Source organism: Kineosporia corallincola (genome assembly GCF_018499875.1).
In the GTDB taxonomy this organism is placed as follows: domain Bacteria; phylum Actinomycetota; class Actinomycetes; order Actinomycetales; family Kineosporiaceae; genus Kineosporia; species Kineosporia corallincola.
Genome location: NZ_JAHBAY010000020.1, coordinates 88931 through 107012, shown reverse-complemented (window position 1 = coordinate 107012; position 18082 = coordinate 88931). Strand labels below are relative to the sequence as shown.

The following is an 18082-nucleotide window of genomic DNA, read 5'->3' as shown; positions in this document are numbered from 1 at the left end:
AAGCCCTTGGAACCAGCAGCCAGGAGCAGCTAATGAGCATTGTCTCCGAACCGATCGCGGAGAACGCTGCGAAGAAACGCGGCAGCAGGCGTAGGCGTGGCGGCGGGTCAGGGGGTGGCGGTCTGCACTCCCGGGACGGCCGGATGGCCCTCTACCTGCTCGGTCCCACCATGGTCATGCTGGCCCTGATCGTGGGCTATCCGATCGTCAACGCCATCTACAAGTCCTTCCAGACCGACCCCGGTCTCGACGACTCCACCGGCCTGTTCAACGAGGGCAACGAGTGGAACGGGGTCGGCAACTACACGCACTGGATCCTCCAGCAGTGCAACGCGGTGGGCGGCGGCACCGAGACCTGCCCGTCCGGCAACCTGGGTTCGCAGTTCTGGGACTCGGTCTGGGTCACCCTCGGGTTCACCGTGGTCACGGTGATCATCGAGGTCGTCATCGGGATGTGGTTCGCGATGATGATGCACCGGGCGTTCCGGGGCCGGGCCCTGGTGCGGGTCGCGGTGCTGATCCCGTGGGCGGTGCCGACCGCGGTCATCGCCAAGCTCTGGGTGGTCATCTTCGACCCGCAGGGTGTGCTGAACAACGTGCTGGGAACGAGTTTCGCCTGGACGTCGGAATCCGGGCCGGCCCGGGCGGCCATCGTGATCGCCGACGTCTGGAAGACCACGCCGTTCATCGCCCTGCTGATCCTGGCCGGTCTCCAGGGCATCAGCAGCGAGATCTACGAGTCCGCCAAGGTGGACGGGGCGAACGCCTGGCAGCGGTTCTGGCGGATCACCCTGCCGCTGGTGAAACCGGCTCTGGCCGTGGCGGTCATCTTCCGTAGCCTCGACGTGCTGCGGATGTACGACCTGCCGTGGGTGCTGACCCAGGGCTCGAACGGCACCCAGACCATCTCCATCCTGGTGGTCAAAGAGCTCGCCAGTAAGCTCAATTCGGCGGCGGCGCTGTCTACCATCACGTTCGTGCTGATCTTCGCCATAGCCCTGGTGCTGGTGCGACTGTTCAATGCCAACATCGTCGACAGGGGCACGAGATGACCACCGCGACCGTTGACGCTTCCGCTGCCGGCGACCGTGAGATCGTCGTCTACAAAAAGGGTTTCAACTGGGGCGGGCTGGGAAACGGGGCGGCGATCGTCGTCATCGTGTTCTGGTGCCTGGCTCCGTTCTACTGGATGGCGGTGCTGGCGTTCCGCGACAACGCCAACACCTTCGACAACACGCCGTGGTTCACGCACGTCACGCTCGACAACTTCCGCTACGCCTTCGACACCGAGTTCAACGCCTTCGGGCGGTCGCTGCTCAACAGCATGGTGATCAGTGTCTCGGTCACCGTGCTGTCGATGCTCATCGCGGTGTTCGCCGGATATGCGCTGTCCCGTCTGGTCTTCCGGGGCAAGTCGATCGTGCTGGCACTGATCCTCGGGGCCTCGATGTTCCCCGGCGTCGCCATCCTGACCCCGATCTTCCAGCTGTTCAGCGACTTCGGCTGGCTGGGCACCTACCACGGGCTGATCCTGCCGCAGGTCTCGTTCGCCCTGCCGCTGGCCGTGTACACGCTCACCAGCTTCTTCGCCGACATGCCCTGGGAGCTGGAGGAGGCGGCGAAGGTGGACGGATGCACCCCGTTGCAGGCCTTCCGCAAGGTGATCATCCCGCTGGCCGCGCCGGCCATGTTCACCACCGCGATCCTGGTGTTCCTGGCGTCGTGGAACGAGTATCTGCTGTCCAGCGTGCTCTCGAAGGGTGACACGGCGGTGGCGCCGTCCACGGTGGCCATCGTCAACTTCACCGCCGGGCCGCACATCGTGCCGTACACCCAGACCATGGCGGCCGGGGTCATCGTCACGGTTCCACTGGTCATCGTGGTGCTGGTGTTCCAGCGCCGCATCGTCAGCGGCCTGACGGCCGGTGGCATCAAGGGCTGAACCGCAGGCAGGGCGCGTGCCCGGTGTTCTCCGGCACCGGGCACGCGCCCCCCGGCCGGTGAGGCCGCCGGGCGCCGCCCGGCCCGGCATGCAAGGGTGATCGGGTCCCCGACGGCCCGGCGAGATTGGATCGAAACTCTTGGCTGACACCGCTGACACCGCTGACACCGCTGACACCGCTGACACGGCGCACACCCCCCATCCGGAAGCCGACTGGTGGCGTCAGGCCGTCGTCTACCAGATCTACCCGCGCAGTTTCGCCGACAGCGACGGCGACGGCATCGGCAACATCGCGGGGGTCACGGCGAAGGTCCCGTACCTGAAGTCCCTCGGGGTGGACGCCGTGTGGCTGAGCCCGTTCTACCCCTCGGCGCTGGCCGACGGCGGCTACGACGTGGACGACTACCGCGATGTGGACCCGAAACTCGGCACGCTGCAAGAGTTCGACGAGATGAGCGCGAAGCTGCACGAGGCCGGCATCCGGCTGATCGTCGACATCGTGCCCAATCACTCGTCCAACCGGCACGTCTGGTTCCAGGAGGCGCTGGCGGCGGAGCCTGGCTCGAAGGCCCGCGACCGCTACGTCTTTCGCGACGGCCTGGGCCCGGACGGCGACCAGCCGCCCTCGGACTGGGTGTCGCACTTCGGCGGCAGCGCCTGGACCCGGGTGCCGGACGGGCAGTGGTACCTGCACCTGTTCGCGCCCGAGCAGCCGGATTTCGACTGGAGCAACCCGGAGGTGCGTGAGGACTTCCGCACCACGCTGCGGTTCTGGTCGGACCGCGGGGTGGACGGCTTTCGCGTGGACGTGGCGCACGGCCTGGCCAAGGACCTCTCCGAGCCGCTGCGCAGCATGCCGGCGATCCCGGAGATGGATCTCGTGCAGGACGGCAGCAACCCGCTGTTCGACCGCGACGAGGTGCACACGATCTTCTCCGAGTGGCGTGAGGTCTTCAACGAGTACGACCCGCCGCGCGCGGCCGTCGCCGAGGCCTGGGTGCCCACCGCACGGCGAACCCTCTACGCCCGGCCGACCGAGCTCGGGCAGGCGTTCAACTTCGACCTGCTGCGCGCGGACTGGGATCTCGAGGGTTTCCGCAAGAGCATCACCGAGAACCTGGCCGAGTCCGCCTCCACCGGTGCCTCGTCGACCTGGGTGCTCTCGAACCACGACGTGATCCGGCACCGCACGCGCTACGCCCTGCCGCAGGGGATCGGCCTGCGGGGGCTGGACGAGTGGCTGCTCAGCGACGGACACGACCCGCACCCGGACGACGCCACCGGACTCCGGCGCGCCACGGCGTCCACCCTTCTGCTCCTGGCCCTCCCCGGCTCGATGTACCTCTACCAGGGTGAGGAACTGGGCCTGCGCGAGGTGCCCGACATCCCCCGGGACCAGCTCGCCGACCCGATCTGGCTGCGCACCGGCAACCAGCTGAAAGGCCGCGACGGCTGCCGGGTTCCGCTGCCGTGGAGCGCGGATCGCCGGGCCGGCGGTGGTAGCTCGTTCGGTTTCGGGGGCGGCGGGGCGCACCTGCCTCAGCCGGACTGGTTCGGGCAGTTCGCCGTGGAGAGCGAGGACGCCGATCCGGACTCGGTGCTCAACCTCTACCGCCGGGCACTGAAGCTGCGTCGTGAGCTGCGTGGTGCCGAGACCCTCGAATGGGTGGACGACGCGGCCGTGCTGCGTTTCCGCCGTCCCGGTGGCTGGGAGGTCGTGACGAACTTCGGCACCATCCCGGCACCGCTCCCGGCCGGCGAGGTGCTCGTGGCCAGCAGCCCGATCACCGGTGACCAGCTGCCCGGCGACACCACGGTCTGGCTGAGGACCTCGTAGGACGGCCTGTTCCCGGGGTGAGATGAAGGCCCCACTTGGGGGGCATGCAAGACAGGCTTAGGGTTCACCCTATGGAGAGCACCGAGATCACTGTTCGCTCCGGCGATCGGCTGGTGACCGATCTGACCGACGAGCTGGCGCAGTTCTGCGCCGGGCGGGGCGACGGGCTGGTCAACGTGTTCGTCCCGCACGCGACGGCCGGTGTCGCCCTGATCGAGACCGGTTCCGGCACTGAGCCGGATCTGGCGGGTGCCCTCGACCGGCTGCTGCCGGTCGAGGACATCTACCGTCATCGCCACGGCAGTCTCGGCCACGGCCGGGACCACGTGCTTCCCGCGTTCGTCAGCCCGTCGGTGAGCATCCCCGTGCTCTCCGGCCGGCCGGCGCTGGGCACCTGGCAGAGCGTCGTGCTGGTCGACAGCAACGGTGACAACCCGGTGCGGAAGGTTCGGCTCTCGTTCATCGAGGGTTGAGCCGATCACAGCAAGATCAGCGCGCCCGCGGGGTTGTCCTCACCGGGGCGGCGCGTGAAGAATCGGTTTCTCGACCATATCGCCAAGGAATGTCCTCGAAGGGGTGACCTGCAACAATGCCGATCTATGACGACGCGACCCAGCTGGTCGGAAATACTCCGCTCGTCCGTATCAACCGGCTGACCGAAGGCGCCGGCGCCACCGTGGCGGCGAAGCTGGAGTTCTACAACCCGGCCAACAGCGTCAAGGACCGCATCGGCGTGGCGATCATCGACGCCGCCGAGGCCTCCGGTCAGCTCAAGCCCGGCGGCACCATCGTCGAGGCGACCAGCGGCAACACTGGTATCGCCCTGGCCTTTGTGGGTGCGGCCCGCGGCTACAACGTGGTGCTGACCATGCCGGAGACGATGAGCAAGGAGCGTCGCGCGCTGCTGCGTGCCTACGGCGCCGAGCTGGTGCTCACGCCGGGCAGCGAGGGTATGAAGGGCGCTGTGGCGAAGGCCGAGGAGATCGGTGCCGAGCGCGGTGCCGTGCTGGCCCGTCAGTTCGCCAACGAGGCCAACCCGCAGATCCACCGCAAGACCACGGCCGAGGAGATCTGGGCCGACACCGACGGCCAGGTCGCCGCGGTCGTCGCGGGCATCGGCACCGGCGGCACCATCACCGGTGTCGGCCAGGTGCTGAAGGAGAAGAACCCGGACATCAAGATCTTCGCGGTCGAGCCGAAGCTGTCGCCGATCCTGAACGGTGGCGCCCCCGGCCCGCACCCGATCCAGGGCATCGGCGCCAACTTCGTGCCGGAGATCCTCGACACCAAGGTCTACGACGAGGTGTTCGACGCCGAGGTCGACGACGCGGTGGAGTGGGCGCGCCGCGCGGCCAAGGAAGAGGGCCTGCTGGTCGGCATCTCGTCCGGTGCCGCGCTGTGGGCGGCCGACCAGGTGGCGCGCCGTCCGGAGTTCGCGGGCAAGATCGTCGTCGTGATCATCCCGTCGTTCGGTGAGCGCTACCTGTCCACGATCCTCTTCAAGGACCTGGTGGACTGATCAATTTGGCCAACATCCTGCGGGCAGTGAATGGTGGTCCCATGAGCTGGCTGTCGATCCTGCGTGAGGACCTCTCGGCGGCGAAGCACCGCGATCCGGCGGCGAACAGCAGCATCGAGCTGATCCTGGGATACCCCGGTCTCCAGGCGATCTGGAGCCACCGCATCACCCACCGGATGTGGCTACGTGGTTGGCGGGTCTCGGCGAGACTGATCTCGCTGTGGACCCGGATGGTCACCGGGGTGGAGATCCACCCCGGTGCCACCATCGGGCGTCGTTTCTTCATCGACCACGCCACCGGCGTGGTCATCGGGGAGACCGCCGAAATCGGTGACGACGTGATGCTTTATCAGGACGTCACGCTCGGCGGCCGCAGCCTGGAGCCGGTCAAGCGTCACCCCACCCTGCTGGACGGGGTGGTCGTGGGCGCCGGGGCGCGTGTCCTGGGGCCGATCACGATCGGCCGCAACGCCCAGGTGGGCGCGAATGCCGTGGTGGTGCGCGACGTTCCGGACGGCGCGGTGGTCGTCGGGGTGCCCGGCGTGATCAAGAAACCGCAGGGCGATCTACAGGAGCAGTGGGCGGAAGATCCGGCTATCTGGATATAGATCCTCCGAACAACCCACCCTGATGAACCACTTGATCCAGAGGGTCAAGCCGTTCAGGCGGTCTGCCGATACAGAACACACTCCGGTGCTGTGATGTATCGGCTTCGCTCATTGTGGCGATACGATTACTGAGCGCATTGGTTCGTTGACCCGCGCCATCCCTTCGGACAGCGGGTTCTCAGGGGACGGCTGACGGAGACCAACTGTCATGACTCAGATGTTCGCGAACGACGCCCCGATGGTCATGCCCGGGAAGGGGGTCCGCCCGATCCGCTGTGTCGGATGCGCGCGTGACACCCTTCCCCGCCACGCCGACGGCGCGCCGCTCTGCCCCCGGTGTTCCGATGTGCTGGCCTCGGCCGCGCTGGGTGGTGCGGCGGTCGCCCTGCCCAGACCCACCCGCTGGTTCTGGCGCCGCGACGACGTCTGAGGCCGCCCGACCGAGTGAACCCGCCTCAGCCCCCCGAAGACCCGGCCGACGGGACCGTGTCGGCGGTATCGGGGCACAGGCGGAGGAAAACGTTGCCAAGCAGGCCCGCAAGGCGTCCGGGCAGGTTCGCCCGCTGCCTGCGGCAGCTCCGCGCCGCCCTGCCGGCCGGAACCGGTCTGCGGCACGAGGACTGGCAGAACCGGCACCGGCTGCTCACCTGGCTGACCGTCTTCTGCGGCGTGGCCCTGGTGCCGGTCGCGGCGCTGCGCCACCGGCTCGACGCCGAATGGGGCGTGGCCACCCTGCTGATCGCGGCGACCGTCGCGTGCGCGGCGGAGATCAGGTCGCAACGGCTCGCGTCGTCCGCCGTCGCCGTCGGCATGACGACGGTCTGTGCCGAGCTGGTGATGCTCTTCGACGGCCGCACCGAGGCCCACTTCTCGTTCTTCGTGGCCGTCGGGGCGCTCGCGCTCTACCGGGACTGGGTGCCGTTCCTGACCTTCCTGGTGGCCACGTTCGCGCACCACGCCCTGATGGGCAGCTGGATGCCGCACATGACCTATCAGCACGACGCGGCAATCGAGCACCCGTTGTTCTGGGCCGGGGTGCACGGGGTGGCGGTGCTGCTGGCGGCGAGCACACAGGTGGTGGCCTGGCGGCTGACCGAGTCCGAGGAACGCCGCGCCCTGGACGACCTGACCCAGGCCGAGGCGCAGTTCACCGCCGCCTTCGAGGAGGCGCCGATCGCGATGACGATGCTCGCGGCCGACGGCACCGTGCTGCGGGTGAACCCGGCGTTCGTCAGCTGGTCGGGGATGGCGGAACCGCTGCCACCGCGCGCCCGGCTCACCGACCTGCCGATCCAGCCGGTCGGGGACCGGGAGACGCACCTGCACCGGCCGATCCTGAACGGTGAGACCGACGTCCTCAGGGAGGTCGAGACGTTCCGCGACTCCGACGGCCGCCTGATGCAGGTGGAGATGCACGCCAGCGCCCTGCGCGACAGCGCCGGCAAGCTCCAGGTGATCGTGTCGCACTATCTCGACGTGACGGAGAAGCACCAGCACGAGGAGGCGCTGCGCCGTCAGGCCCGGGAGGACGCGCTGACCGGGCTGCTCGGCCGCCGGGCCTTCGAGGCGGACCTGAACGGCCTGGTCGCCGGGTATCGCGACCAGGTCTCCGTGATCTACATCGACGTGGACAAGTTCAAGCACGTCAACGACAGCTACGGGCACAGCGCCGGGGACGAGGTGCTGCGCACGATCGGTGACCGGCTGCGGGGGGTGGTGCCCGACACCGCCGTGGTGGCCCGGCTCGGTGGTGACGAGTTCGCGGTGGCCGTGGTCGGCACCACCGGTGCCGCCGAAGACCTGGCGATGACCGTGGCCGGATGCTTCCAGGAGGCGTTCGTGCTGCCCGGCGGCCGCAAGCTCGCGGTCACCGCCAGTGTCGGGCTGAGCCTGGCCGGTGAGGCACTTGCCGCTGGCGCCGAGGCCACGCTCCAGAGCGCGGACATGGCGATGTACGCCGCCAAGCAGAACGGCCGGGCCCGCGTGCAGCTGTTCGACGACACCATGCGCGAGGCCACCCAGCAGCGGGTCGCGGCGGAACGTGCGCTGCGTGCGGCGCTGGACGGCGACCGCGTCGACAGCCTGCCGGTCTGGTTCCAGCCGATCGTGTCGCTCCAGACCCGGCAGGTGATCGGCGCCGAGGCGCTGGTGCGGCTGCGCGCGGACGGGGAGCTGGTCTCCCCGGGCGTCTTCGTGCCGCTGGCCGAGGAGACCGGCCTGGTGGTGCCGCTCGGCGAGCACGTGCTGCGCACCGCACTGGCCCAGCTCACCAGCTGGGACGACGAGACGATGCCGTACGTCTCCGTCAACGTCAGTCCCCGGCAGCTGGCCGAGGCCGGGTTCGTGCCGATGCTGACGGCCGAGCTGGCCCGCTGCGGCCTGAGCGATCCCTCCCGCCTGGTGCTCGAGATCACCGAGACCTCCATGCTGGGGCGCGGTATCGACCTGAGCGAGCGGCTGGACGCGATCAAGGCGCTGGGTGTGCGCCTGGCCCTCGACGACTTCGGCACCGGCTATTCGTCGCTGACCTGGTTACAGAGCGTGCCCGCCGACATCGTGAAGCTGGACCGCAGCTTCGTGGTCGGCCTGGCGCAGGACCAGGACAAGGCGGCCATCATCACGGCCGTGCTGTGGCTGGCCCGGGCGATGAACATGACCGTGATCGCGGAGGGGGTGGAGGAGGCCGCGGACGCCCAGGCCCTGGAGGCGGCGGGCTGCCCGGCCGCGCAGGGCTGGTACTTCGGGCGTCCGCTGGAGGCGCCTGCCCTCGATGCTCTGATCAGCCGCCCCCGGCAGGCGCCGGCGGTGAGTTGAGCCCCCTTTGTGAAGGAAGAGGGCAGGCGTTGTGCCAGACTGGTGGACGCGTCTTTCGGGTCCTCGGACCCGCGGGGCGCACCAGGAGGGCTGGCCGAGTGGCCGATGGCGGTGGTCTTGAAAACCACTGAGGTGTCAAAGCCTCCGGGGGTTCGAATCCCTCGCCCTCCGCTTTGTGAGCTGTGAGAACGGCCCCTGACCTGGGGTTATCCGGGTCAGGGGCCGTTCTTCGTATCCGATTCGGAGTCTCGCTCGGTCCCAGTCCGGACCGTTGGATCTCGCTGGTTGGTGCACATACGGGGCATGGAATTTGAGCCGTGGTTGCCAGCCACCCTGGGCGCATGGCCCGCAACAACGCGCACCTGCGGATCTCGTGTGCGCTGAGGAGCGGGTTAGGCGTAGACCCAGCCACCCGAACTGGTGCTCACCCAACCTGTCAGGTCTGGAGTCACGAGGACGTCGAGTCGGAAGTTGCGGCCGTTTGCGACGTTGGCGGCCAGGCGCGCCGTTCCGCCCGTCCCACCCACCCAGCAGCTCTGGCCGAGAATCTGCCCGTTGGCCGTGTAGTCCACGGCTCGCACGCAAAGCGTGTGGGAGTTGTTGAGCGCGGTAATTGGTACTCCGCCCAGCTCCGTGGCCGTGAACGTGATATCGCCGGCTCCAGCCTTCGTGAAATAGGTCTGCCCGTAGGTCCACGTTCCATTGCGATCAACTGCAACGTGGTAAGTCTGTTGCGCTGCGGCCTGAGCGTTGGGAGCGACGCCAATAACGGTCGATGACAACAGGATTGCGGAGATTACCCCAAGTCTCTTGAACACAGCGGTTCCCCCGGTTGGACGGCTGGTGATTGCCTGACGTGCCGAGACGTTACCTGAACGCTCACTGCGCGTCAGGCGAATCCAAATGAGGTACAGATGGGTAACTTTGGATCAGCCGACCGCCGGTGATGACCTGCGGCCAGTACGGGCGGAAGAACAGCTCGGCCAGGGCGTCCGGGGCGATGCCCAGATCGTCGGCGAGGTGGGCGTTCCATGGGCGGCCGCCGAAGCGCTCCAGCGGATGCACCACGACGCCGTCGATGTCGACGGCCAGCACGGTGGGATGTGCGGTCATCTCGGCATTATCGGCAGAGCGCTGTCCGAGCTGTCCCGAGGGCGTAGGCCGGAGGCCATTCACGGTTTGACACCGGCCTGGGCGCCTGGGTGGTGTGAAAAGTAAAACAGCGACCGGCGGGTGAGCCGAGCCAGGGGGTGGGCCAGGGCGAACCGGGCCGGGCGCCTCAGCCGGCCGGAACCGCCGCGGCGGGCTGCCCCGCCGACTCCACCATCAGCCGCGACACCACGTCCGCCGGGCCGGGCCGGCCGAAGTGGTAACCCTGGGCCATCGTGCAGCCCAGGCGGCGCAGGGCCAGCAGCTGGCCGGGCTCCTCGATGCCCTCGGCGATGGTCTCCAGCTGGAGCGTCTGGCCCAGCTGCACGATGCTCTGCACCAGGCTGTCCTCCGCGTCGGTGCCGGACAGCCGCTCCACGAACGAGCGGTCGATCTTCAGGATGTCGACCGGGAACCGGTGCAGGTAGCTCAGCGACGAGTAGCCGGTGCCGAAGTCGTCGATCGCGATCCGCACCCCCATCGCCTTGAGGGCCTCCAGCGTGCGCAGGGTGCTCTCGGTGTCGTTCATCAGCACGCTCTCGGTCATCTCCAGCACCAGGTGCTCGGCCGACAGCCCGCTGTCGGCCAGCGCCTGGCTCACCTCGCCGGCGAAATCCCGGCGCTGCAACTGCTTTCCAGACACGTTCACGCCGATCGACAGAGCGGTGGACGGCGACAGGGTGGCCCACTCCCGGCCCTGGAAACAGGCTTCCCGCAGCACGAACCGGCCCAGCTCGTGGATCAGGCCGGTCTGCTCGGCCAGCGGGATGAAGACGTCCGGCGGGATCATCCCGCGCTCGGGGTGCGGCCAGCGCACCAGCGCCTCCACCCCGGCCAGCTCGCCGTCGTGGATGCCGTAGGTCGGCTGGTAGTGCACCTGGAGCCCCTGGTCGGTGACCGCCTTGCGCAGCTCCGCCTCCAGCGCCAGCCGCTCCACCAGGCTGGAGTGCATGCTCGGGTCGTACAGCGCGGGCTCGCCGTCCTGGCGTTCCTTGGCCTGGTACATCGCCAGATCGGCGTTGCGGATCAGCTGGTCGGCGTTCACCGTGCCCACCTCGGCGCTGGCGATCCCGATGCTGGCCCGGATGAACAGGTCCCGGCCGTCGACGACGATCGGCTCCTCCAGCGACTCGCGGATCCGGCCGGCCAGGCCGATGAACTCGGCACCGGTCAGCGCCCCCTCGACGAGCACGGCGAACTCGTCACCGCCGAGCCGGGCGATGGTGTCGCCGGGCCGCAGGCAACTGGTCAGCCGGCGGGCCACGTCGACGAGCAGGGAGTCGCCGGTGGCGTGGCCCAGGCTGTCGTTGACCTCCTTGAACCCGTCCAGGTCGAGGAACAGCACACCGACCGCCTCGGAGCTGGTGGTGCGGCGCAGCGTGGCGTGCTCCACCCGGTCGAGGAACAGCGCGCGGTTGGCCAGGCCGGTCAGCGAGTCGTGAAAAGCCTGGTGCACCAGCTCGTCCTCGAGCTGCCGGCGCTCGCTGATGTCGCGGGAGTTCACCACGACGGCCTGCACCGCGGGGTCGTCCAACAGGTTGGTCACGGTGTTCTCGATGCTGACCCGGCGGCCGTCGGGGAACACCAGCACGGCCTCGAACGTCGTACTGGCCAGCGGGGTCCCGGAGATCTCGGCGATCCCGGCGGCCATCGTGCGGCGTGAGGGCTCGTCCAGGAAGCCCTGGTAGTCCAGGCCGACCAGGCTGGTGGGCGAGAGCCCGAAGACGCGTGCCACGGAGTCGCCGGAGTAGACGATCCGGTTGTCCCGGTCGATCAGCGTGACCACGTCGGAGCTGTTCTCGACCAGTGCCTTGAACCGCTTGTGGCTGGCGTTCAGTTCCCGGGTGCGGTCCACCACCCGCTTCTCCAGATCCCTGGTCAGGTGCTGGTTCTCCTGCATGAGCAGCAGCTGGCGCACCACCATCAGCAGGATCAGCGACGAGCGGATCCAGCGGGTGGCCTCGTAGGTGGTGCCGGTGAACTCCGGGATGATGACCGACAGCGCGGTGGCGGCCACGATGAAGAAGTACGGCAGTAGCAGGCCGATCTGCCGGTGCAGCATGTCGCGGGGTGCTCGCCGTTCGCGTTGCGGCATCACCGTGCCGATCAGCAGCAACGTGAACCCGGTCAGCCAGCCTGCGTCGAAGAACTGCCCGGTCTGGTACTCGCCGGCGAGCGTGCGGTAGGCGACCACGGTGTCGGCCACCGCGTAGATCACCACGCCCGCCACCAGCGGCCCGATCGGCAGCCCGGAGCCGAGCTCGAATCCGCGCACCCGCAGCACCAGGTGCACGGCCAGCGTGATCAGGGCGACGTCGACGGCGGCGTAGGTCAGCAGCAGCGCCTTGGGAACCAGCCCGGCCGAGCTCAGGTGCATGGCCGGCCCGACCACGCTGACCCAGCCCACCAGCAGCACGGCGACGAAGATCATCAGCCCGTCGACCAGGGTGCGCAGCCATTCGGCCGGGTTGCGCCCGGGCAGGGCCATACGCAGCAACCCGATCGCGAACAGCACCCCGGCCGGCAGATAGCCGAGATCGGCCAGGGACGGCGAGGGCACCGGCTGCTGGCGCACCAGGTCGTACCAGCACTCGACCAGCGCCCCGAAGCCCCAGCTCAGCGCCGCCGCGGCGAAGTAGTACCAGGTGATGCGGGCGCGAGGGCTGTTCCTCAGCCTCCGACCGCGGGCGATGCTGGCGACTCCCGCCAGCACGGCGGCACCGGTGAGTGAGACGTCCGCGATCCAGGTCATGGCGAGCCGCGAGCCGGGCTGGAGCACGAAGGCCACGGCGACGGCGAGATAGCCGAGCACGGCGAGAACGACCAGAAGGGTGCGCAGGCCGCGACGGGGCATCGTCATACCCACCGTAGTCGACTGCTCGGTCGGGGGTGTGATGGCCCGTTCGGGGTAGCGGTGCGTAGAGGAGACGCCCGGCCATCGGTGCGGCGCGGACGCCGAATCCTCAAGTCCGCCAGGGGATCGCCGAGTTGTTCAAGGACGAGTCGGGGGAGGGAGCGGCATGGGGTCACCGCTGCTGGAGGAAGATCTGCCGGTGCAGTGGCCCGGGCGGCTGCGCCCGGAACGTCTGCTCGGCCTGGCCTTCCAGACCCCTTACCTGGCAGGCGATGTCACGGTGGTCGCCGAGCGGCTGGTCGAGTTCCGGGCCGCGATGGGCGGCATCGAGCCCTACTACTCGGTGAAGGCCAACCCGGCTCCCGAGGTGATCAGCACGCTGTCCGGTCTGGGCATCGGGTTCCAGGCCGGTTCGCTCAGCGAGCTGAAGATGCTGACGGACAACGGCGTGGAGGGCAACCGGGTGCTGTTCGGCAATCCAGTGAGGACCGGACCGCACCTGCGGGCCGCGGCCGCCGCCGGGGTCTGGCGGATGGCCTTCGACTCGGCGTCCGAACTGCGCCGGATCGCCGACCACGCACCCGGCGCCTGCGTGTACCTCCAGGTGCAGGTGAACGAGGAGACGAACCGGCCGTTCGGTGCCCACCCCTCGCAGGCCCGGGCGCTGATGACCCTGGCCCGCGATCTGGGGCTGGTGCCCTACGGCCTGGCGTTCCACCTGGGGGCGCAGCAGTCGTCACCGGCCGCCTGGTTCCCGGCGCTGGGCCTGATCGGCCAGGTGATGTCCGAACTGCTTGAGGACGGCGTGGGCCTGGCGATGCTCGGCCTGGGCGGCGGCTTTCCCGCCCGCTACGCCGAGGAGGTCGCGCCGATCGCCCGGTTCGGCACCTCCCTGCGGGCCGCGGTGGACGAGCTGCTGCCGTACCGCCCGGACAACCTGGTCTGCGAGCCCGGCCGGTTTCTGGTGGCCGAGAGCGGCGTGATGGTGACGACGGTGCTCGACCGGTCCCGGCGGGGTGACGCCGAGTGGCTGGTGCTGGACGCCGGCGTGCACCAGGGCCTGACCGGGCAGGACCGGTTTCCCGTGGCCACCTCGCTGCCGGACCCGCCGCGGGTGTCGAAGCGGCTGTTCAGCCTGGCCGGCCCGACCTGCGACGCGAGCGACGTGATCGCTCGCGACGTGCCGCTGCCCGAACCGATCTCGCCCGGTGACCTGGTGATGTTCGGCACCGCCGGCGCCTACACGGTGTGTCGCGCCGCCGGGTACAACGGATTCGGCCGTCCCAAGGTCTTTTTCGTCTAGACCGGCCTAGGACCGGCCTAGGAACGCGACTTCCAGTCGGACAGCGACGTGAGCATGAACCCCGCCCCACCCGGATCGGCCACCCCGGCGAGCCGGCCGAAAGGTGTTTCCTCGGGCGGCATGTTGACGGTGCCGCCGTGCTTCTCGACCGCGGCCAGCGTGGCGTCCACGTCTTCGCAGCCCAGGTAGAAGTGCCAGTTGGCCGGCACCCCCGGCGGGAGGAACGTGGCGTCCATGATCCCGGCCAGCTGCTCGCCGTCCACTATTTGCAGGCAGTAGCGGAAATCGTCGCTGTCACCGGTGACCTGGATCTGCCAGTCGAAGACGTCGCGGTAGAACGAGGTGGCGGCCGGGTAGTCGGTGGCGTGCATCTCGACCCAGTAAGGCGCGCCCGCCTCACCCCAGATCTGGGTACCACGGTGGGTTTTCGGCTGCCAGACGCCCAGGAACGCCCCGGAGGTGTCTTGAACGAAGGCCATGCTGCCGATGGTGCCCACGTCCATCGGCTGGAGGATCACCGAGCCGCCCGCCTTCTCCGCCCTGCGGACGGTCTCGTTCACGTCGTCGCTGCTCAGATAGATGTTCCAGGCGTCGGGCATCTCCGGCGCGGGCTTGCCCATCATCCCGGCCACGTCGTGGCCGCGGTGCCGGAACATCACGTAGTTGTCGAACTCCTCGCCGGTGACCTCGTAGGTCCAGCCGAACACCGCGGCGTAGAAGTCGCGCATCCGTTCCGGGTCGGAACTGCTCAGATCGAACCAGACCGGGGCACCGGACGGGGCGTTCTCACGGAAGGGCATGGCGTCTCCTCGGGTGGTCACGGTCAGTGCGCTGCCACAGCGTAGTGTGATCTTGCTGTGACGTTCGGTTTTTCGGCGGTTTGACGCTGCGCCGCGCGTCATGGGTCGATGGGGCGATGGACCGGATCTGGCTGGACGTGCCGTTCGAGGAGAAGGACCAGGCCAAGGCCGCGGGAGCGAAGTGGGACCCGGCGGCGAGGTGCTGGTACGCGCCGCGCCCCGGGATGGCCGACCTGGAACCGTGGACTGCGGCGGCGCCCCTGCCCGATCTGCTGCCGGGTGAGGACCGCACGCTGGGCCCTGGTCTGTTCGTCGACATGGTGCCCTCGACCTGCTGGTTCACGAACGTCCGCTCGTGCGTCGCGCCGCGTGACTGGGAGCGGATCCGGCGCATGGTCACGGCCCGGGCCGGGCAGCGGTGCGAGACCTGCGGCGCCCCCGAGGACCGGGCCGCCCGCCGCTGGCTGGAGGTGCACGAGCGCTGGGCCTACGACGAGGCCACGCAGGTGCAGCGGCTCGGCCGGCTGATCTGCCTGTGCAGCGACTGCCACACCGCCACGCACTACGGCCTGGCCGGCATCCGGGGCCGCAGCTCCGCCGCCCGCTCCCATCTCCAGAAGGTGACCGGTCTGGGCGCGAGCGACATCAGCATCCTGATCGAGGTCGCCACCGAGACGTTCTACCGCCGCTCCACGCACCCCTGGACGCTGGACCTGTCCATTCTCACCGACACCGGGGTCACGGTGACCCCGCCGCCGAGTGCGCAGGACCGGCCGGCGGCCGCGCGGGAGGGGCTGTACCGGGAGTCGCGGAAGCGGTGGTGAGCCCGGCGTCCGAAACCGTCGGCAGACCGCGCCATTCCGCGCGCCAGCGGTCCAGGTCCTCGGCCGGCATCGGCCTGGCCAGCACGTAGCCCTGCGCGATGTCGCAGCCGAACGAGGCGAGCCGGACCAGCGCATCGGGGGTCTCGACGCCCTCGGCGACGGTGGTCAGGCCCAGGTTGCGGCCCAGCTCGATCACGCTGCGCACGATCAGCTCCTCGCCCTCGTCCTGCTCCATCGCCTGCACGAACGACCGGTCCACCTTGAGCTCGCTGATCGGCAGGTTGCGGAGCTGCTTGATGCTGGTGTAGCCGGCCCCGAAGTCGTCGATGGAGATCGAGATGCCTTGCGCGTGGAGGCGTTCCAGCAGCTGGGTGGCGCGCACCGGGTCGGCCATCAGTGCGCTCTCGGTGACCTCCAGGATCAGGGTCGAGGGCGAGACCCCGTGCTTGATCAGCAGACTGCGCACGGTGCGGTCGAACTCCTCGTCGTGCAGGTTGCGGGCCGAGGTGTTCACCGCGATGTTCAGCGGCAGCCCGGCGTCCATCCAGGTGCGTGCCTGAGCCAGGGCGGTGTCGAGCACGTGCTTGGTGAGAGTGCCGATCAGCCCGGTGTTCTCGGCGAGCGGGATGAACTTGTCGGGGGGAACCATGCCGCGCACCGGGTGGCGCCAGCGCAGCAGCGCCTCGACCGAGCCGAGCGCACCGTCGGTGAGCGAGATCTTCGGCTGGTACACCAGGAACAGCTCGTCGTTGCTGAGCGCCCGGCGCAGGTCGCCGAGCAGGGCCAGCCGCTCGATCGTGTTCACGTCGTCGCGCGGGTCGTAGCCGGCCACACCGGTGCTGCGGCCCTTGGCCACGTACATCGCCACGTCGGCCCGTTGCAGCAGGGCGGCGGCCGAGTCCGCGACGTCCTCGGTGCCCAGGTCGGAGACCGCCACACCGATGCTGGCCTCCACGTCCAGCTCCACCCCCTCCACCACGAACGAGTCCTCCAGCGCGTCATGCAGTTTCCAGGCCACCGCGCAGGCTCCGTTGATGTCGCTGACCTGGGGCAGCAGGACGGCGAACTCGTCCCCACCGAGGCGGGCGACGGTGTCGACGCCGCGCAGGGCCCGCTTCAGCGCCTCGCCGACCTGGATCAGCAGCTCGTCGCCGTAGTGGTGGCCGAGGGTGTCGTTGATCTCCTTGAACCGGTCCAGGTCGATGATCATCAGCCCGAGCCGGATGCCGTGCCGGGAGCCGTCGCGCAGCGCCTGCTGGATCCGGTCGGTCAGCAGGGCGCGGTTCGGCAGGCCGGTCAGGTCGTCGTGCAGGGCCCGGCGCTGGATCTCGTTCTGGAGCTCTCGCTGGCGGGTGATGTCGTGCGCGGTCACCAGCACGCCCTGCACCCAGGGCTCGTCGGTGTGGTCGCGGAACGACACCTCGTAGATGCGCCAGGTGCCGTGCTCGTCCTTCTCCCCGTCCGCCACGTCCACGGCGCGCCAGCGGATCTCCGAGCGCAGCGGCCGGGAGTCCGGGCGGACCGTCACCAGACTGGTCAGCAGCAGGTGCCGGTCGTCGGGGTGGATCCGCCGCAGCACGATGTCACTGCGATCGACCAGCCCGTCCTTGGTCGGTCCGGTGTCCAGCATGCGCTCGGCGGCCGGGGTCAGGAACCGCGCGTACCCGTCCCGGTGCAGCACCACGACCATCGACGACGACTCGGCGGCCAGCATCCGGTACCGCTCGATGCCGCGTGCCCGGGTCTCCGCGATCACCCGGGCGAACCGCCGCCCGCCCCCGAGCAGCAGGATCAGGACCACGGCCAGGGCGAAGCTCAGCGCGGTGCCGACCTCGGCCAGCCGCTCGGACCGGCGGGTGGAGGCCTCCACCTGACGGCCCATCCCGGCCAGCCGGCGCTGCGTCTCCTCGAACACCGGGTCCACGTAGTCCACGGCGTAGGTGGCGGCCAGGTCGGCCCGGCCGTCGTTGACCATGCCCATCTCATGGTCCACCGCCCGACCGTAGCGCTGGTAGTTGCTGATCAGCGCCTCGATCTGGGTGCGCCGGAGCCCGGGGGCGTGCAGCGAGCTGATCGCCGACACGGTGTCCTCGCGGTTCTGGTTCAGCCAGGAGAGGGCCGAACCGGGGTTGGAGCGCCCGCTGACCACCCGCCACTGCACCGCGTCCTGGGCGTGGAACCGGCCGAGGATCACGGCCATCCGGTGCTGCGCCTGTTCGCCCTGGGAGCGGGCGCGCTCGGCCGTGTAGCTGGCCGCGACCAGCGCGAACAGGAACAACAGGGCGATCACCGCGGTGCGGGTGTACCTGCGCACCTGATCCGGCGCGATGGTCCGGTCCCGGCGCAGGCTGAAGGGCATATCGAGGTTTCGGCGGGGAGGGCGCGCCAGTCAAGCCGGATCAGCCCTGAATCCAGCTCCGATACCGACAACC

At 69.2% G+C, this 18082-nt stretch carries 15 protein-coding genes and 1 tRNA gene; 11 read left to right on the top strand and 5 right to left on the bottom strand.

From position 1 onward, the window contains the following. Positions 1 to 32 precede the first annotated feature (32 nt). The 9 genes from KIH74_RS33180 to KIH74_RS33140 all read left to right on the top strand — a co-directional run bounded on the left by KIH74_RS33180 (position 33) and on the right by KIH74_RS33140 (position 8891). On the top strand, positions 33 to 1052 hold the full coding sequence (locus KIH74_RS33180; RefSeq protein ID WP_214160387.1) for a carbohydrate ABC transporter permease: 1020 nt from the start codon (positions 33 to 35) through the stop codon (positions 1050 to 1052). Continuing rightward, positions 1049 to 1942 carry a carbohydrate ABC transporter permease gene (locus tag KIH74_RS33175; RefSeq protein ID WP_214160386.1) on the top strand — a complete coding sequence of 298 codons (894 nt, stop codon included), beginning with the start codon at positions 1049 to 1051 and terminating at the stop codon, positions 1940 to 1942. The genes KIH74_RS33180 and KIH74_RS33175 overlap by 4 nt, the downstream gene beginning before the upstream one ends. A 139-nt stretch (positions 1943 to 2081) precedes the next feature. Beyond that, complete coding sequence (locus tag KIH74_RS33170) at positions 2082 to 3779, top strand: glycoside hydrolase family 13 protein (RefSeq protein ID WP_214160385.1); 1698 nt, start codon at positions 2082 to 2084, stop codon at positions 3777 to 3779. A 71-nt stretch (positions 3780 to 3850) separates the two neighbouring features. Next, positions 3851 to 4252 carry a YjbQ family protein gene (locus KIH74_RS33165; RefSeq protein WP_214160384.1) on the top strand — a complete coding sequence of 134 codons (402 nt, stop codon included), beginning with the start codon at positions 3851 to 3853 and terminating at the stop codon, positions 4250 to 4252. Positions 4253 to 4368: 116 nt separating this feature from the next. After that, positions 4369 to 5298 carry a cysteine synthase A gene (gene cysK / locus KIH74_RS33160; protein ID WP_214160383.1) on the top strand — a complete coding sequence of 310 codons (930 nt, stop codon included), beginning with the start codon at positions 4369 to 4371 and terminating at the stop codon, positions 5296 to 5298. A gap of 41 nt (positions 5299 to 5339) precedes the next feature. Continuing rightward, positions 5340 to 5906: a serine O-acetyltransferase gene (gene cysE, locus KIH74_RS33155; RefSeq protein ID WP_214160382.1), complete on the top strand. Its 567-nt coding sequence runs from the start codon at positions 5340 to 5342 to the stop codon at positions 5904 to 5906. A 208-nt stretch (positions 5907 to 6114) separates the two neighbouring features. Then, the gene (locus KIH74_RS33150; protein ID WP_214160381.1) at positions 6115 to 6336 is read left to right on the top strand and encodes a hypothetical protein; all 222 of its coding nucleotides are present in this window, start codon (positions 6115 to 6117) and stop codon (positions 6334 to 6336) included. 92 nt (positions 6337 to 6428) lie between these two features. Further along, positions 6429 to 8720, top strand: coding sequence for a putative bifunctional diguanylate cyclase/phosphodiesterase (locus KIH74_RS33145; RefSeq protein ID WP_214160380.1), 2292 nt, complete (start codon positions 6429 to 6431; stop codon positions 8718 to 8720). A gap of 84 nt (positions 8721 to 8804) precedes the next feature. Next, positions 8805 to 8891, top strand: a tRNA-Ser gene (locus KIH74_RS33140). A gap of 221 nt (positions 8892 to 9112) precedes the next feature. Here KIH74_RS33140 and KIH74_RS33135 read toward each other — a convergent pair. The 3 genes from KIH74_RS33135 to KIH74_RS33125 form a co-directional block, all read right to left on the bottom strand. Continuing rightward, positions 9113 to 9538 carry a hypothetical protein gene (locus KIH74_RS33135; protein WP_214160379.1) on the bottom strand — a complete coding sequence of 142 codons (426 nt, stop codon included), beginning with the start codon at positions 9536 to 9538 and terminating at the stop codon, positions 9113 to 9115. A 61-nt stretch (positions 9539 to 9599) separates the two neighbouring features. Then, the gene (locus tag KIH74_RS33130) at positions 9600 to 9833 is read right to left on the bottom strand and encodes a hypothetical protein (protein WP_214160378.1); all 234 of its coding nucleotides are present in this window, start codon (positions 9831 to 9833) and stop codon (positions 9600 to 9602) included. A 166-nt stretch (positions 9834 to 9999) separates the two neighbouring features. Beyond that, complete coding sequence (locus KIH74_RS33125) at positions 10000 to 12729, bottom strand: EAL domain-containing protein (protein WP_214160377.1); 2730 nt, start codon at positions 12727 to 12729, stop codon at positions 10000 to 10002. Between the two features lie 160 nt (positions 12730 to 12889). Here KIH74_RS33125 and KIH74_RS33120 point away from each other — a divergent pair, with 160 nt between their 5' ends. Then, positions 12890 to 14026: a type III PLP-dependent enzyme domain-containing protein gene (locus tag KIH74_RS33120; RefSeq protein ID WP_214160376.1), complete on the top strand. Its 1137-nt coding sequence runs from the start codon at positions 12890 to 12892 to the stop codon at positions 14024 to 14026. Between the two features lie 17 nt (positions 14027 to 14043). Here KIH74_RS33120 and KIH74_RS33115 read toward each other — a convergent pair whose 3' ends face one another. Beyond that, positions 14044 to 14826 (bottom strand): VOC family protein, encoded by a 783-nt coding sequence (locus KIH74_RS33115; RefSeq protein ID WP_214160375.1) that lies wholly within the window; start codon positions 14824 to 14826, stop codon positions 14044 to 14046. Between the two features lie 116 nt (positions 14827 to 14942). Between KIH74_RS33115 and KIH74_RS33110 the strand changes: the two genes are divergently transcribed. Then, positions 14943 to 15650 (top strand): DUF5710 domain-containing protein, encoded by a 708-nt coding sequence (locus KIH74_RS33110; RefSeq protein WP_214160374.1) that lies wholly within the window; start codon positions 14943 to 14945, stop codon positions 15648 to 15650. On the opposite strand, the gene KIH74_RS33105 is transcribed toward KIH74_RS33110, so the two are convergent. Further along, complete coding sequence (locus KIH74_RS33105; protein ID WP_214160373.1) at positions 15565 to 18009, bottom strand: putative bifunctional diguanylate cyclase/phosphodiesterase; 2445 nt, start codon at positions 18007 to 18009, stop codon at positions 15565 to 15567. The genes KIH74_RS33110 and KIH74_RS33105 overlap by 86 nt on opposite strands. Between the last annotated feature and the right edge of the window lie 73 nt (positions 18010 to 18082).